Below are 16,414 nucleotides of genomic sequence, written 5' to 3' on the forward strand. Positions count from 1 at the left end.
CGGGTCAGCGGTGATTTTTGGCCCGGAACTCGCTGGCTTTTCAAGTCTATGCACAGCGCTGACCTGCGCGACGATGCAATGCTGGTTCTGGCGTATGACTTGCCCCTAAACTAGCTTCAGCCCAGCCATATCCGCTCAGACAGGTGCGAATCCATTGATGCAATCCCCAGGACTCGGCGATTCAAAACTGCAGCCGCCGCAGGCAGGTGCAGCACCCCTGCTTGCCCAAGCCGGTTTGGGTCAAGCCTGGAACTGGCTGATTGCGGGGATCTTGCTGCTCGGCTTTGGCCTGACCTATCTGCTGACGGTGGCACAGCAAGCGCAGTCGGAGCGCGACGCCAGGGCCCGTTTCGAGCGTTTGTCCGAGCGCATCGAGATTGAGGTCGAGCGTCGGCTGCGCCAGCCGGTGTATGGCATGAAGGGCGCCCGAGGGATTTTTGCGGCCAGCGCGCTGGTCCAGCGCGCCGAGTTTCGGGCTTATGTCGAATCGCGCCAGATGGCGAACGAATTCCCCGGTGTGCGCGGCTTCAGCTTTGTCGAGCGGGTGATGCGCCCGGAGCTCGATGCCTTTGTGGCGGCGACCCGGCGCGACGGCGCGCCCGACTTTACCGTCAACAGCAATGGCCAAGAGGCCGATCTATTCATCATCAAATACATCGAGCCCTTGGCGAAAAACCCTTCCGCGCTGGGTTTCGACATTGGCCAGGAAGCGACTCGCCGAGACGCGGCCGAGCGGGCCTTGCGCAGCGGGGAGGCCACGCTGAGCGGGCGGGTCTCGCTGATACAGGATGCCAAAAGCCAGCCGGGCTTCTTGCTCTTGCTGCCCATCTACAAGCAGGGCACCGCCCCGCAGACCGAGGCGCAGCGAGAGCAGGCCTTGCTTGGATTTGTGGCTGCACCCATCGTGGTCGCCGAGTTGCTGGACGGTGTCGTCGATGTGGCAGAGCGTCAGCTGGACTTCGAGCTGCTCGATAGCCCGCAGGACGAATCCAGCAGCCTGGCTTACCGGTCCCTGCCCTTGCCTGGAAACCCGTCGCCAAGCGCGCAGCCGGGGCAGTTCAATGCCTCGCGCGTTTTTACCTTTGGCGGGCGCCAGTTGACGGTCTCCACGCACAGCAACCCCGAGTTTGCCCGGCTGTCGCGAGCCCAGCCGGTCGGCTGGCTTGCCGCCGGTGGCAGCCTGCTGACAATTCTGCTGGCCTTGGCGGCCTGGCTCTTGATCAATGGGCGCCAGCGTGCCGAGGCCAGGGCCAGCGCCATGACCGCAGATCTGGAGCGCTTGGCAAGGGTGGCTCGCGGCACCAGCAACGCGGTGGTCGCCAGTGATTGCCAAGGGCGGATCACCTGGGTCAACGAGGGCTTCATCCAGATGAGCGGTTACGCGGCGGCCGATGCCATCGGGCGCTATCCGTCGGAGTTGATGGGCTGCGCGGAACTCCATGAGCATGAGGCGCTGGGCCCGGCCGCGATGGCCGAAATGGCCTTGAGCCGCAGCGGCCGCCGCGCTGAGTTCGAGCGTCGCCGCCCGAATGGCGAGCAATATTGGGTCGAGGCCGATGTGCAGCCGGTCTTTGACGAGAAGGGCCTGCATTCCGGTTTCATTGAAATCAGCCTGGACATCACCGAAAGCAAGCGCAGCCAGCGGGTCTTGGCGCTCGCCCTGGCCGAGAACAAGGCCTTGCTGGAGACGATTCACCAGCATGCGATCATGTCGGTCGCGGATGCCAAGGGCATCATCATCGAAGCCAATGCCGCCTTCAGCCGCATCAGCGGCTATAGCCAGGAAGAGCTGCTCGGCAGCGATCACCGGCTCGTCAATTCGGGCCAGCACAGCCCCGAATTCTGGGATGCGCTGTGGTTCAAAATTTCATCCGGCCAGTCCTGGCATGGCGAAATCTGCAACCGCGCCAAGGACGGCCATTTGTATTGGGTTGATAGCATCATCGCGCCGGTGCTGGATGCCGCTGGGAAGATCGAAAAATACTTCTCGATCCGCACCGACATCACCGCCGTCAAGCAGGCGGCCACAATTCAGGCGGAACAGCAGGAACGCCTGAACCGCATCATCGAAGGCACCAACGCCGGCACCTGGGAATGGAATATCGTCACCGGCGAGTTGAGGCTGAATGAACGCTGGGCCGAGATGCTGGGCTTCTCGTTGCAGGAGCTGGCCCCTGTCGATGCCAGCACCTGGGCGAACAACTGCCATCCAGACGACTTGCCCAAGGCGCGTGCCTCGCTGATGCAGCATTTCTTCGGCGAGACCGCTTTCTACGAATGCGAGTTGCGCATGCGCCACCGCGACGGCCACTGGGTCTGGGTGCTCGCGCATGGCAAGCTCTACGCGCGCAGCGCCGAGGGTGAGCCGCTCTGGATTGCCGGCACCCATATGGACATCAGTGCCGCCAAGGGCGCCGCCGAGTTGCTGCAGCACAAGCAATTGGTGCTGGACCGGGCCGAGCGCCTGGCCAGCTTGGGGGCGTGGGAGTTCGACCTTGCCAGCCAGACCTTGACTTGGTCACCGCAAACCTACCGTTTGCATGATCTTCAGCCCGATGCCCCGAGCGGCCCGATCACGCTTGAGCGGTCCTTGTCCTACTTCCCGGCCGCAGATCAGGCCCTGTTGCAAGAGGCGATGCGCTTGGCGGTAGAGGCCAGTGAATCCTGGGACTTGAACCTCAGCTTGCAAACCGAGTTGGGGCGGTTTTTGTCGGTGCGTTCGGTTGGCGAGGCCGTGTTTGATGATGGTGGCGCGGTGCGCCTGGTCGGCACCTATCAAGATGTGACGCAACAGCGCCTGCTCGAGGCCGACATCAAGCGCAGCCATGCGGTCTTGCGCAGCGTGCTGGACAACCTGCCTTGCGCGCTGTCGGTGTTTGACGCCGACCTGCAATTGCTCGCCTACAACCAGCAGTTTCTTGGCATGCTGGAGTTTCCGGCCAGCCTGTTTGCGGGGCCGAGCACCTCGTTCGAGAGCATCATCCGTTTCAATGCGGCGCGCGGCGAATATGGCAGCGGCTCCGACGTGGAAACCACCATCGCGCAAATCGTCGAACGCGCACGTCACCCCACCGTGCATCAGTTCGAGCGACAAAGGCCCAATGGCATAACGCTTGAGGTGCGCGGCGCTCCGATGCCGGGCGGCGGCTTTGTGACGACCTATTTCGATGTCAGCGAGCGCAAGCGCATGGAGGATGCGCAGCGCCGCAGCAATGAGCTGCTCAATATCGTGCTGGAGAGTCTGCCCTGCGGCCTCACCATGATCGATGCCGAGCTGAATGTGCCGCTTTACAACCGCCGCTATGCCGAGCTGTATGGCTTGGAGCAAGAATTTTTGTCTGCCGGGCCGTTGACCGTGGAGCGCATTGCCCGCCTGATGGCTGAACGCGGCGAGTACGGCGCCATCGGCATTGATGCGGCGCTGGACGCAGCGAATGCGCGGGCGATGGCCGCGATAGCGGCGCCGCATCAATGGGCAAGGCGGCGCCCGAACGGCCTGAGCCTGGAAATGCGCAGCAACCCGGTGCCCAGCGGCGGGTTCGTGACGACCTATATGGATGTCGGCGAGCGCGATCGCGCCGAGGCCGAGGTGCGGCGCGCCGAGGTCTTGCTGCGCGGCGCGATCGACGCCGTCAACGAGGCCTTTGTGCTTTACGGCCCTGATGACCGACTGGTGTTCTGCAATGAAAAATACCGGCAAATGTACGCGGCCTCGGCCGATCTGATCGTGCCGGGCGCCAGCTTCGAGGAGATCATCCGTGGCGGCGCCTTGCGTGGCCAATACATCGAGGCGCAAGGCCGCATCGATGAATGGGTGGCCGAGCGTTTGGCCATCCATCGGCGCGGCGATTCGCTGCTGGTGCAAAAGCTCGACAACGGCCGCTGGGTGCGGGTGATCGAACGCAAGATGATTGATGGCCACACGGTGGGCTTCCGCATCGACATCACCGATTTGATGCAGGCCACCGAAGCGGCCGAAGATGCGTCGCGCTCCAAGAGTCAGTTCCTGGCCAATATGAGTCACGAGATCCGCACGCCGATGAATGCGATCCTGGGCATGCTCAAACTCTTGCAAAAAACCGAACTGAATACGCGCCAACTCGACTACGCCAGCAAGACCGAAGGCGCCGCACGCTCTTTGCTGGGGCTGCTGAATGACATTTTGGATTTCTCCAAGGTCGAGGCCGGCAAGATGACGCTGGACCCGCAGCCCTTCCGCATTGAGCAGTTGTTCCGTGATTTGTCGGTGATCTTGTCGGCCAATGTGGGCGCCAAACCGCTCGAGGTGTTGTTCGACATCGACGCCGCTTTGCCGCCGCTCTTGAATGCCGACGCGATGCGCTTGCAGCAAGTCTTGATCAACCTGGGCGGCAACGCGATCAAGTTCACCCCGCGCGGCGAGGTGGTCGTGAGTGCAAGGCTGTTGTCGACGCTGGGCCGCGAGGTGGAGATCGAATTCGCGGTGCGCGACTCCGGCATCGGCATCGCGCCCGAGCATCAGGCGCGTATCTTTTCGGGCTTTACTCAGGCCGAGGCTTCGACCACAAGGCGCTTTGGCGGCACCGGCTTGGGTCTGGCCATCAGCCAGCGCCTGGTGCAGTTGATGGGCGGTGAATTGGCGCTCGAGAGTGCGCCGGGTCAAGGCAGTTGCTTCTCCTTCAGCTTGCGCATGCAGGTCGAGGTGCAACCAGATGGCGCTGCGCCGGCGATTGCCTTCCAGGCTTTGCGGGCCTTGATCATTGACGACAATCCGGCCGCCCTCGATGTGCTCGGCCATATGAGCGAAGCCTTGGGCTGGCAGGCTGATCTCGCTCCATCGGGCGCGGCGGCCCTGCGGCTGATGCAGCAGCAGATGGATGCCGGCACGCCTTATCAGGTGGTGCTGGTCGATTGGCAAATGCCGGGTATGGACGGTTTTGAAACCGCCCAGCGTATCCGCGTCCTGGCCGGTGCAAAGGCCATGCCCTTGCTGGTCATGGTGACGGCACATGGGCGCGAAATGCTGGCGCAGCGCAGTGAAATCGAGCAGCGTCTGTTGGACGGTTTCCTGGTCAAGCCGGTGACGGCCTTGATGTTGCAAGAAGCGGTGCAGGCCGCGCGCGGCGGCCCGGCCGCGCCCAGCAAGCCCGTCGCCGCAGCGGCAGGCCCCAAACCCTTGCAGGGCATGCGGATTCTGGTGGTTGAAGATAACCTCAACAATCAGCAGGTCGCGCAGGAACTGCTGGAGGATGCCGGCGCCCGCGTGCAATTGGCCGACAACGGGCAGATCGGCGTCGATCTATTGCGCGCCGATGGCAGCGCCTTTGACATTGTTTTGATGGATGTGCAAATGCCGGTGATGGACGGCTACACCGCCACGCGCGCGATTCGTGGCGAGCTTGGGCTGACGCAGCTGCCTATCGTGGCGATGACGGCCAATGCGATGGCCTCCGACCGGGAGGATTGTTTGGCCGCAGGGATGAACGATCATGTGGGCAAGCCCTTTGATCTGGAGCATCTGGTGGAGGTTCTGGTGAAGTTGACCGGCCGGGCCGCCGCTGCAGCGAAGGCGTCGGCAGGTGGTGCGTCCAGGTTCGCCAGCCTGATGGTGCCGCCGGACTTGCGCGACCGGGCCACCGCGCAGGGCTTCGACCTGCAGGCGGCGATGGACCGTTTCATGGGCAAGACCGAACTGTTCAAGCGCATGGTGCACTCCTTCACCAACTCCGCGAAGACGCTGCCGGCGCAACTGACCGTGATGCTGGCCGAAGAACGCACCAACGAAGCCAGCATGGCCTTGCACTCCTTCAAGGGCTTGGCGGCCACGCTGGGTGGCGTGCAGTTGGCCGAATGGGGCGGCGAGGGCGAGACGGTCTTGAAACGCGGGGACCGCCTCAGCACCATTTGGCTGAGTGAGCTGGACAGACATATTCAAGCCGGTTGCCGCGATATGCTGCGTCTGGCGGACGATTTGTCTGCCTTGGGTCCGAAACCGGCGGCGCCTGCCGCCCCGGCACCGAACAATGCTCCTGCCTTCAAGTTGGAAATGACGCAACTGATGCAATTACTTCGAGATTTTGATCTGGGTGCGACCGAAGCCTTCGCGCAATTGCGTGAGCGCCATGCCGGCTTGTTGGGAGCGGGGCAGGATGCTTTGGAAGCAGCGGTCGGGGCGCTGGATTTTGCTCGGGCCTTGACCTTGTGCGAGGCCATTCTTGTGGATGTAAAAGCATGAGGACGAAGCTTTATCTCGACCCGCAGGATCGACCGCTCAACCCGCTGCTGCAATTGGGCCGCAAGCCAAGGCTATTGATCGTTGACGACCAGCCGGTCAATATTCAGGCCCTGTATCAGGTCTTCGCCGCCGACTATCAGGTCTTCATGGCCACCTCGGGGCCGCAGGCTTTGGGCCTCTGCCGCGACAAGCATCCGGATCTGGTGTTGCTGGATATTCAAATGCCGGGCATGGATGGCTTTGAGGTCTGCCGCCAGATCAAGGCGGATGCCGAGTTGCAGGACTTGCCGGTGGTGTTTGTCACGGCCCACAGCGAACCGAAGGCAGAGACCGAAGGTCTGGAAGTCGGCGCGGTGGACTTTATCTCCAAACCTTTCAATCCAGCGGTGGTGCGGGCCCGCGTCAAGACGCATCTAACCTTGAAACTGCAGGGCGATTTGCTGCGGCAAATGGTTTTCATCGACGGCCTGACCGGCGTCTATAACCGGCGTTTCTTTGACGAGCGCCTGGAGCGGGAGTTTCAGCGTGCGCGACGCAGCGCCAGCAGCCTGGCGCTGATCGTGGTGGATGTGGATTATTTCAAGCGCTACAACGACCACTATGGACATCTGGCCGGCGACGAGGCTTTGCGGGCGGTGGCATCTACCCTGCTGGGGCAGTTGAAGCGGCCCGGCGATATGGTCAGCCGTTACGGCGGCGAGGAGTTCGCCTGCATCCTGCCGGAGACGGATTTGGCCGGCGCGATGTGCTTGGCCGAGGAAATGGAGGCCGCGATTCGGGCCGCCCATATTGCACATGCCTATTCAGATGTATGTGCGCATCTGACCGTTAGCCTGGGCGTGGCGAGCTTCAAGCCCGACGGTACTCGTTTGGCCGAGGAACTGATCCAGGCGGCCGACCAGCAGCTCTATCTGGCCAAATCAAAAGGCCGCGGCCGCGCCAGCGGGGCGGAGGCTTAGGGCTTTTGGCCCTTACCCCCTTCAGCGCAGGGTTTTGAGTCGCTTGAAATAAAGCGCGGCGTCTTGCAGATTGCCATCGGCACTGGCGTCGTAGCCAGGAATCTCTCCGGCGCGCTGCCAACCCAGGTGGACATACACCGCTTCGGCCTGTGAACCGGACGGGGCTTCCAGCACCAGCAGGGTTCGAGCTTGCGCCGCGGCCGCGCATTCCAGTCGCGCCATCAACAGGCTTGCCATACCTCGGCCGCGGGCACGGCTGTGCACCATCAAGCCTTGCACCTCACCACGGTGGTGCGCATTGACGCGTGGGCACAGAGACAGTTGCACCGCCCCGACGAGTTGCTCCCCGGCGCTTGATTCGGCGTCCGCGCAGGCAATCCAAAGGCTGTGATGGGGGCCAAGGCGAGCAAAAACGCCGTGCCAATATTCCAGCGCCGCATAGCGTGACAGCGGAGCCAGAAAGCCCAGGCTGGCGCCTCGGTGCACGCCGTCGATCAGCAGCTCACACAGGGCCGGCAAATACTGCAGGTCTTGAGGCCCGAGCTTGCGCAGACCGGTGGGTGAATGGGCGGGCAGATGCGCAAGGGTCGTGGATTCGAACGAACGCCGGGTCGGGATCAGACCAGCGGCCGAAAAGAGTGGCGAATAGAGCATCAAAAATGGCCTTTGCGTTGGAGAGGCGAGTACCGTCTTTTGAACGGCGAACTGCAGTCCCTCTCGCAAAGTGCGTGCCAGCTTCGAGTCTTAGCACTCCAAGCCGGGTTCGGCCTGCAAGCGGCCATGGCCGGCGCGCTTGGCCTCGTAAAGTGCGGTCTCGGCGCGCCGCATCAAGTCCTCGATATTGCGGTCGCCATGGCGCAGCTTGGCCCAGCCGGCGCTGTAATCGAGCTTGTAGCCCAACTCCGCCTGCGCGCGCGCGTTCAGGGCCAGGCGCATGCGTTGGTCCATCGCTTGCGGCCCTTGCGGCTCACAGCGATCCATCAACAGTGCGAAATTTTCATTGCCGACCCGGCCGGCCAGATCGCCCAGCCGCATCTGAGTCTGTATGCAACTACTGAACAAGACCAAGGCGCGCTCGGCGCCGGCTTGACCATGTTCGGCTTCGATGGCCTTGAAGTTGTCGATCTCCAGCAGCATCAGGGCCAAGGGTTCTTGATGGCGCCGCGCGGCCGAAATCATGTCAACGGATCGGGCCGCAAAGGCGCGCCCATCGCTCAAACCCGTCAGCCCATCGGATTGCGCCAATCGCGCCAGCTCCGATTCGGTCTCGCCGCGCCAGGCCAGAATGACGCCCAAGACCACCAGGTTCAGGCCCCAGAGCGCCGCCAGGGCCAGGGTGGTGTTGATGGTGGCGGGACTGAGCAGGCTGCTCGGCGCCGAGCCAAAAGCGCCGATGCTGCCGCGCAGCAGGCAGATCAGCAGCAGAGGCAATACGGCGGCCAGCAGCACCGAGCGCCAGCGCCGGTTGTCGGCGCCGGGCACGCTATTTGGGGCTGCTTTTGACAAGGCGTGGTGACCTTGATCGGGCCTGCTTGGCAGCAACAGGCTGAGCGCGAGCATGCCGAGTTGCAGCGCCAGCCAATACTGCGCCCAAGCGCCGCGAAGGCCGACGTTCTCAAACTGCAGGCCGTAGATCAAAGGCATTAGCAGCGGCGCCAGGACAGCCAAGGAGCGGCCAGGGCGCGGCTTGATCCACAGTTGCAGCGCCCACCACAAGGCACTCAGGCTGGCGCTGAAGGCCGCCAGGGCCAAACTGAGCCAGAGCCTTTCATTGCCCGAGCCCGCCAGCGCCAACAGCAGCCAGGCCAGCGATTGCAATCCCATGAATACATGGGCTCGTCGTGCGGCTGGGCTTGAGCGCCGCCAACCCATCAGCAGCAAAAGCAGGGCTGTCGCGGCCAAGGCCTGCAGCAGCGCCAGATTGAACAGGGTCGGGTTGTCGAATTGCATGGCGGCTCACTCGGAGGAGATGCGCCATTCTCTATCCTGATTGGCCGTGCATGCGCCGCTTGGCCGAAGAAACTGGATTTGGAACTCGGCTATCGGCTTTCCTTCAGAGGGAAGCAGCCGGCAGCCAGCCCCGCGATGGGCAGGCCAGGGTGTTTGTAGCCAAGCGGCTGGGGCTGAATGCGCCGAAAATAGCGTCATTTGAGATTGAGGCCCTTGTGAATTCATCCACAGCACACGCCGCGCTGATCGCCACGTTCCGAAGGGCGCAGGCCGATGCGGCGCACAAGTTCGGACTCATTCAAACGGTCTCTAAAAAGGGCCCCAAAGCCATAAAGGCTGCCTCTGAAGCCGCAGCCAAAGCAGCCAAGCGCAGGGATGCCTATGCGAAGAAATTGATTGACCTGGGGGTTTGCCTCCCGGATTGAGCGAGCACGGTTCGGGTCTAAGCTCTAAAGGCAAGACCTGACTCTTTAGCTCATATCTTGTTCAAAACCAGGCGCAAGTGGGTGCGGGTGCTTTTTCGGCGCGATGCCGGGCCGAACACCTGAGTGCAATTTAAGCAATGCCGATCAGTGCTGGAGTTAGTCCTTGCCCGTTGAGGCACAGGTACCGTTTACCTGCGGCAGTTCCGGGCGGGTGTTGCAAGCATTGGCGGGCGACTGCAGTGTGCCCCTAGCAGTCGCTCGAAGGCAACGCCGGCAAGGGCAAAAAAACAAGCACTGCCCATCAACCCAACATACGTTCAACCTAGGCCGGCTACTCTTTCCGCTGCGCGCTGGCTGGAAACACCTTGCCCTCTGTCAAGATGCGGCCAAAGGTACTGTTCGTCAACTCTTGATCAACGGCCGCCAAACGCACGGGCGCGGTCTCGCCGTGGTCATCAAAAAGTATGGCCGCGATGCGTGAACAGTACCAATAACGTGACCGATAGTCCTGGACCTGCCCCCTGGCCCAGGCAGCTCAATTGGTCCCAATGAGTCACATGATTACTTCTAAAAATCAAGTAGTAAATCTGGTGCAATCTTCGGGGTAGGCGTAAATCTGCGAGTATCGTGAGGGAGCCCCCTTCGCTGCAGGATTCGCCAATGTTTTCGCCCCGCACGCCGAACGGGCAGCCCTGTGTCTACGAGCAGTATGCTCATGCCTACATGCACCTTCCGCCCAAAACGAGCCCTCCTTCGACCCAGCGCCGCCTGCTGCTAGGTGGTGCTGTCGCCTTCGGCCTCGGGCTGTGCGGTTGCAGCCCACCCTTGGCGCCCTTGCGGGTCGGGGCTATCGCCTTCGCTGGATACGGCTTCCTCTTCCTGGCCCAAGACTTAGGCTTGCTGCACAGCGCTGGCATCCGCATGCACGAGCTGCGGTCCAACACGGATGTGCTGCGCGCCCTGGCCTTGGGTCGCCTGGAGGCGGCCGCACTGACGCTTGACGAAGTGCTCACCGGCTTGCACGACGGGCTGCGCCTCAAGGTGGTGGCGGTGCTCGATGTATCCGCGGGCGCCGACGCGGTGATGGCCCGCGCCGGATTGACCCGTCCGGAGATGGCGCGCGGTCAGCGCGTGGCGGTAGAGGGCAGTGCGGCAGGCGCCCTGATGCTGTCGGCCTTTCTGGAGTCTGCAGGGCTCAGCCCAGACGAGGTGCGCCTGGTGACCAGACCCCTGCCCGAAACAGCGGCGGCCCTGCGCGATGGCACTGCAGACCTGGCCGTCACCGCTGAACCCTGGGTCAGCCAATTGGAGGCCGAAGGCGCCACGCGCCTGTTCGACAGCCGACAAGTTCCCGGACGCATCGTCGACGTGCTGGCTGTGCGCAGCGAGTTGCTCGAGACCCGGCCCGATGCCATCCACAGCCTGGTGAAAGCACACTTTGCCTGCCTTGAGCGCTTCCAGCGCGACCCCGGCAGTGTGGTGGATCGACTGGCGCTCCAGTTGCAGATCGAACCGGGCGCTGTTGCGTCGGCGTTCCGGGGCCTCGAGCTTCCCGACCGTAAGGCCAATGAGGCGCTTCTCTCGCCCGGGGGCGACGTGGCACAGGGTTTGAGGGGCCTCGCCGAGTTGCTGCACCGCAAAGGACTGATCGCGAGCCCCGTGGACGCGTCAGGGCTGATCGATACGCGCTGGGTGCGAGGCACGCCATGAGCGGACGGACCATCCAGTTGCGGGTCTTCCTGCCATTGGCTCTGCTGCTCACGCTGCTGCTGGCCGTCGGAAGTTCCTTCGTGCACCAATGGGTCTCGCACCGCAGTGATGTGAGGCGTGGCGCGGCAGACACACTGCTTGTGATGGCGGACAAATTGTCACGCTCGGCCCGGTACGAACTGGAAACCGCGCCCGACCGCGTGTCGGCCGAGGTGGCCCTGGAGGCCACCGAGTTGCGTGCCCGGGAGCTTGCTGTCATCAGCGAGCACGGGCTGGTGGTGGCGCATGCTTTCCGCCTGATGGAAGGGAAGCCGGCACAGTCCGTCCTGAGCAGTTTCAACGCGGCGCGTTTTGAGCAGGCGCGCCAGACCCGCCGGCCCGTGCTGTGGTCGGACGGTACGCAAGCGGGCATCGCCCTGTCCTTCGGCGTGCTGGACGGCGCGGCCGGACCGGGGCAGATCCGCAACCTTGATCGTGTGGTGGTGTGGGTGGTCTTCGACCTCTCGCACGAGATGGAGTTGGCCCGCTTTGAAGCCATGAAGGACGTGATGCCGGTCCTGCTGGCCGCTGTTCTGATCTGCGCGGGCTTTGCGGTATTCCTTTGGCGGCAGGTCACCGCTCCGCTATCCATCATTGGGCGTGCCAGCCAGGAGTTGGCAACTTCGGGACAGTTGGCTGAGCCGGTGCCGGAGGTCGGTCCCTGGGAGGTGAAGGGGCTGGCCCAGCGTTTCAACAGCATGGCGCAGCACATCCAGCGCGCCCGGCATGACATCGAGACGGCGCGCGAGCGCATCGCGGCCCTGGTGGACTCGGCGATGGACGCCATCATCACCGTGGACGGAGAGAGGCGGATCGTGATGGCCAATCGCTCGGCCACCGCTCTGTTCGGGGTCGAAGAAGCAGAGCTGCTCGGACAGAGCATCGAGATGCTGATGCCCGAGCGCTACCGTGAACGGCACCCCCAGCTGCTGCAAAATTTTGGGCGCAGTGACGCGGCCAGCCGTCAGATGAGCGCAAAGGCGGTGGTGTACGGGCGACGTTGGAATGGCGAGGAGTTTCCTGCGGAGGCCTCGATCTCGCGCAGTTGCGTGGGTGAAGAGGAGTTCTACACGGTGATATTGCGCGACGTCACCGAGCGTCAGCGCGCCGAAGAAGCCATCCGCAAGCTGAATGCGTCGCTTGAAGCCACCGTGGTCGAGCGCACCGCGGACTTGCAGGCCACAGCTGAGGCGCTGGCGCGCGAGCGCGATCGGCTGACGGAGCTGACCCAGGAGGTTTCGCTCATTGTGGACAGTGCCCCGGTAGGCATCCTGCTGCTGAAGGATCGGCGGGTGCTGCGGGCCAACGTCAAGGCAGAAGAATTGCTGGGCTACGGGCCCGGCGAAGCAGTCGGGTCCAGCGCAGAAGCTTGGTACTTGAGCCGGGAGGACTACGAAACGGTCGGCCGGGAGATGCACACAGATCTGGTGGCTGGGAGAGTGCACCAGCGCGAAATGCAGGCTCGACGCCAAGATGGCACGCACTTTTGGGTTCGCTTTTCGGCGCGGCGACTGGACCGCGGCGGCGAGTCTTTGACACTCTCCATCATCGAAGATATCAGCGCCGAGCACGCCGTCGCGGAAGCCCTCGCCGCAGCCAAAGTCGACGCTGTGAAGGCAAACGAAGCCAAGAGCCAGTTCCTGGCCAATATGAGTCACGAGATCCGTACGCCGATGAACGCCATCATCGGCATGGCTCACCTTGCACTGCGTACCGAGCTGAGTGACACGCAGCGCGATTACCTGCACAAGATCCAGCTGTCATCACAGCACCTGCTCGGGGTGATCAACGACATTCTCGACTTCTCGAAGGTGGAGGCCGGCAAGCTCGTTCTAGAGCACATCGACTTCCAGCTCCTGCCCGTGCTGGATAACGTGTTCACCCTGGTGGGCAGCAAAGCCAACGAGAAAGGCTTGGAGCTGGTACTTGACGTGGCGCTCGACGTGCCCAACTTCCTGATAGGGGATCCGCTGCGCTTGGGGCAGGTGCTCATCAACCTATGCAGCAATGCCGTCAAGTTCACCGAGCGCGGGCAAGTGGTGGTCCGGGTGCACTGCCAGACCGATGAAGCCGAAGACCTGAGCCTGCACATCGAGGTGCAGGACACTGGCATTGGCTTGAGCGCCGGGCAGATCGCGCAGCTGTTCCAGAGCTTTCAGCAGGCCGACAGCTCCACCACCCGGATGTATGGTGGCACCGGCCTGGGCCTGGCCATTTCGCAGCGCTTGGTGCACTTGATGGGTGGCGAAATCGGGGTGCGCAGCGAGCCGGGACAGGGTTCCACCTTCTGGTTCACGGTGCAGTTGCAGGCTGGTGCGACTCCCTGTCAGGACTCGGCCGCCAAGGGCGATCCGGCGCAGCTGGTCGGGCGGCGTGCGCTGGTGGTGGATGACAATGCCGTCGCTCGCCAGGTGCTGCAGGGCCTGTTGCACCACATGGGGCTGCACAGCGACGCCGTGAACGATGGCGACGAGGCCGTGGCTGCAGTGCGCGCGGCCCAAGAGGCCGGCTCACCGTATGACATCGTGCTGCTCGACTGGAGCATGCCCCACATGAACGGCATCGATGCCGGGCGCGCGATCCGCGCACTGCCGGCCGATCCGAAACCGCGACTGATGCTGGTGACAGGTCGCGGTCGCGAAGAGGTGCTGCTGGATGCCCTGGAGAGTGGCTTCTCCACCGTGATGGTCAAGCCAGTGAACGCATCGGTGCTCCTGGATAACCTGCTGCTGAGCTTCATGCCGCAAGTCGCTCTGCCGCTCGGCGCTGGCGCAGGACCGGTCAACGAGCAGCCCCGCATGCAGGGCCGCGCGCTGGTGGTGGAGGACAACGCCATCAACCAGCAGATCGCACGCGAGATGCTGCAGGACCTGGGCCTGACGGTCGAGATCGCCGGCAACGGGCGGGAGGCCCTAGATCGGCTGGAGCGCTCCGAGCCCTTCGACCTGGTGTTCATGGACATGCACATGCCAGTCATGGATGGTCTGACTGCCACCAAAACCCTGCGCAGCAATGCAAGATGGGCCAAGGTCCCTGTGATTGCGATGACCGCCAACGTCATGAGCGAAGACCGCGAGCGCTGCAGCGCTGCCGGCATGAATGACTTCGTGGCCAAGCCCGTGGACCCCAACGCCTTGGCGGCAGTCGTGCGCCGCTGGATGCCCAGTCTTCCAGCGTCTGCCTCTCTCCCCACGGGGCCCGTCCCCGTGGCCAATGACCCGCGTCTAGCACCGTTGCAGGGCATTCACGGCCTGGATCTGCGCGACGGCCTGCGCCGCTGTGGCCACAAGACCGAGCTGTACCTCGACCTGCTGCGCCGCTTTGTAGAAAGCCAAGCGACCGCTCTGCTTGAATTTGGGCAGTTGAGTGCCGACCCGACCCAGGACACAGAGCACTTGCGCCTGCATTTGCACAGCCTCAAGGGCGTGGCGGGCAATCTAGGGGCGACGCTGCTGCACAGCCGCTGTGAGGCGGCAGAACGCCAGCTGCGGGCAGACCCACTGTTGGCTGGGGAGGCGGTCGGCGCGGTGGAATCCACCACGCGCACCCTGGGCGATGCCTTGCGCAGGGCGCTGGGCATGCACCAAGCACCGGGGGTGGAGCGGGTGCTGCACCCCGGCGCTGAAGCCGAGTCTGCCGGCCCGGATCTAAAGGCATTGGGGACGCTGCTGCATGGGGGAGACCCTGACGCCCTTGCCTGGGTGGAACAGCACAAGTCCGGCCTTCAAGCCCTCTTGGGAGCGGATGCGGGTACACTTTTTTCGCGTATCCACCAGTTCGAGTACGACGAAGCGCTGAAGCTGATCGAAGCCCACCGCCCTGCGGAGACACCATGAGCCCAATCCTGAACGAGCTTTCAACCGTGCTGGTTGTTGACGATGTGGCCGAGAACCTGGCCCTGATGGTAGGGCTGCTCAAAGCGAGCTACCGGATCAGGGTAGCGAACAACGGCCCCAAGGCCCTGGAACTGGTGGCCCAGTTGCCGGCTCCAGACCTCATCCTGCTGGACATCACGATGCCGGGCATGGACGGCTACGAGGTGTGCAGGCGCCTCAAGGCGGACCCGGGCACACAGGACATCCCAGTGATCTTTCTCACGGCCAGAGCCGAGGTCGAGGACGAGACATTCGGGCTGTCCCTGGGCGCGGTGGACTACATCACCAAGCCCATCAGCCCACCCATCGTGGAAGCCCGAGTACGGACCCATCTGCAGCTCAAGGCCGCATCGGACTTCCTGCGTGACCGCAGCGCCTACCTAGCGACCGAAGTGGCCCGTCGCACCCGCGAGAACGAAGCACTGCAAGACGTCGTGGTGCTCGCCATGGCATCACTGGGTGAGACGCGCGACAACGAGACGGGCAACCATCTGCGCCGCACCCAGCACTATGTGCGCACCTTGGCCGAGCAACTGCGCGATCACCCACGCTTTGCCGAAGTCCTGACGCCTGACGCCATTCGCCTGCTTTTCAAGTCCGCGCCGATGCACGACATCGGCAAGGTCGGCATCCCCGACGCCATCCTGCTCAAGCCGGGACGGCTCACGCCGGAAGAATTCGAGGTGATGAAAACCCACACCACGCTGGGCTACGAGGCCATTCGTCGCGCCGAGCTGAGCCTGGGCGAGGAACTGCCATTCCTGCGCTTCTGTAAGGAGATCGCGCTGTCGCACCAGGAGAAATGGGACGGCAGCGGCTACCCGCAAGGGCTGGCCGGCGACGCCATTCCGGTATCGGCACGGATGATGGCACTGGCCGATGTGTACGATGCGCTGATCAGTGAACGGGTCTACAAGCCCGCCATGAGCCACACCGACGCTCGCGCTCTCATCCTCAAGGGCCGGGCACAGCACTTCGATCCCGATGTGGTGGACGCTTTCCTAAGCGTGGAGGCTCAATTCATCTCGATCGCAGAGCGTTTCCAGGAGCGCGCGGCCTGAGCCTCGTTCGCCCTGGGTGTACCTGATGTGTCACGCAGATACGGGGAGTAGGCAGGCTTGCATGGTGGCCTGAATGCCCGGTATGGGCACATCGGAGCCCACTCTGCGCATCCGAATGGCAAGAACTGGCTGGCAGCGTGAGGCCACAACATCGCCAGTAAGCCGCCGTTGACCAAAACGG

Annotated in this window: 8 protein-coding genes; 6 read left to right on the plus strand and 2 right to left on the minus strand. The window is 63.3% G+C overall.

From position 1 onward, the window contains the following. Positions 1–157 precede the first annotated feature (157 nt). Positions 158–6,214: a PAS-domain containing protein gene (locus tag LNV07_RS20145; protein WP_263572973.1), complete on the plus strand. Its 6,057-nt coding sequence runs from the start codon at positions 158–160 to the stop codon at positions 6,212–6,214. Continuing rightward, complete coding sequence (locus LNV07_RS20150) at positions 6,211–7,173, plus strand: diguanylate cyclase (protein WP_263572974.1); 963 nt, start codon at positions 6,211–6,213, stop codon at positions 7,171–7,173. Before LNV07_RS20145 ends, LNV07_RS20150 begins: the two co-directional genes overlap by 4 nt. Before the next feature lie 21 nt (positions 7,174–7,194). Here LNV07_RS20150 and LNV07_RS20155 read toward each other — a convergent pair whose 3' ends face one another. Further along, positions 7,195–7,827 carry a GNAT family N-acetyltransferase gene (locus LNV07_RS20155; RefSeq protein WP_263572975.1) on the minus strand — a complete coding sequence of 211 codons (633 nt, stop codon included), beginning with the start codon at positions 7,825–7,827 and terminating at the stop codon, positions 7,195–7,197. A gap of 90 nt (positions 7,828–7,917) precedes the next feature. Next, positions 7,918–9,123: a GGDEF domain-containing protein gene (locus LNV07_RS20160; protein WP_263572976.1), complete on the minus strand. Its 1,206-nt coding sequence runs from the start codon at positions 9,121–9,123 to the stop codon at positions 7,918–7,920. Between the two features lie 59 nt (positions 9,124–9,182). On the opposite strand from LNV07_RS20160, the gene LNV07_RS20165 reads away from it, so the two are divergent. From LNV07_RS20165 to LNV07_RS20180, 4 genes are all read left to right on the plus strand, one after another. Next, positions 9,183–9,548, plus strand: a complete 366-nt coding sequence (locus LNV07_RS20165; RefSeq protein WP_263572977.1) for a hypothetical protein — start codon at positions 9,183–9,185, stop codon at positions 9,546–9,548. A gap of 723 nt (positions 9,549–10,271) precedes the next feature. After that, the gene (locus LNV07_RS20170; RefSeq protein WP_263572978.1) at positions 10,272–11,258 is read left to right on the plus strand and encodes an ABC transporter substrate-binding protein; all 987 of its coding nucleotides are present in this window, start codon (positions 10,272–10,274) and stop codon (positions 11,256–11,258) included. After that, complete coding sequence (locus LNV07_RS20175; protein ID WP_263572979.1) at positions 11,255–15,133, plus strand: response regulator; 3,879 nt, start codon at positions 11,255–11,257, stop codon at positions 15,131–15,133. The genes LNV07_RS20170 and LNV07_RS20175 overlap by 4 nt, the downstream gene beginning before the upstream one ends. Further along, complete coding sequence (locus tag LNV07_RS20180) at positions 15,130–16,233, plus strand: response regulator (protein ID WP_263572980.1); 1,104 nt, start codon at positions 15,130–15,132, stop codon at positions 16,231–16,233. The genes LNV07_RS20175 and LNV07_RS20180 overlap by 4 nt, the downstream gene beginning before the upstream one ends. The last annotated feature ends 181 nt before the right edge of the window (positions 16,234–16,414 follow it).

The sequence above is a fragment of the Roseateles oligotrophus genome (assembly GCF_025717515.1).
GTDB classification, from domain to species: domain Bacteria; phylum Pseudomonadota; class Gammaproteobacteria; order Burkholderiales; family Burkholderiaceae_C; genus Paucibacter_A; species Paucibacter_A oligotrophus.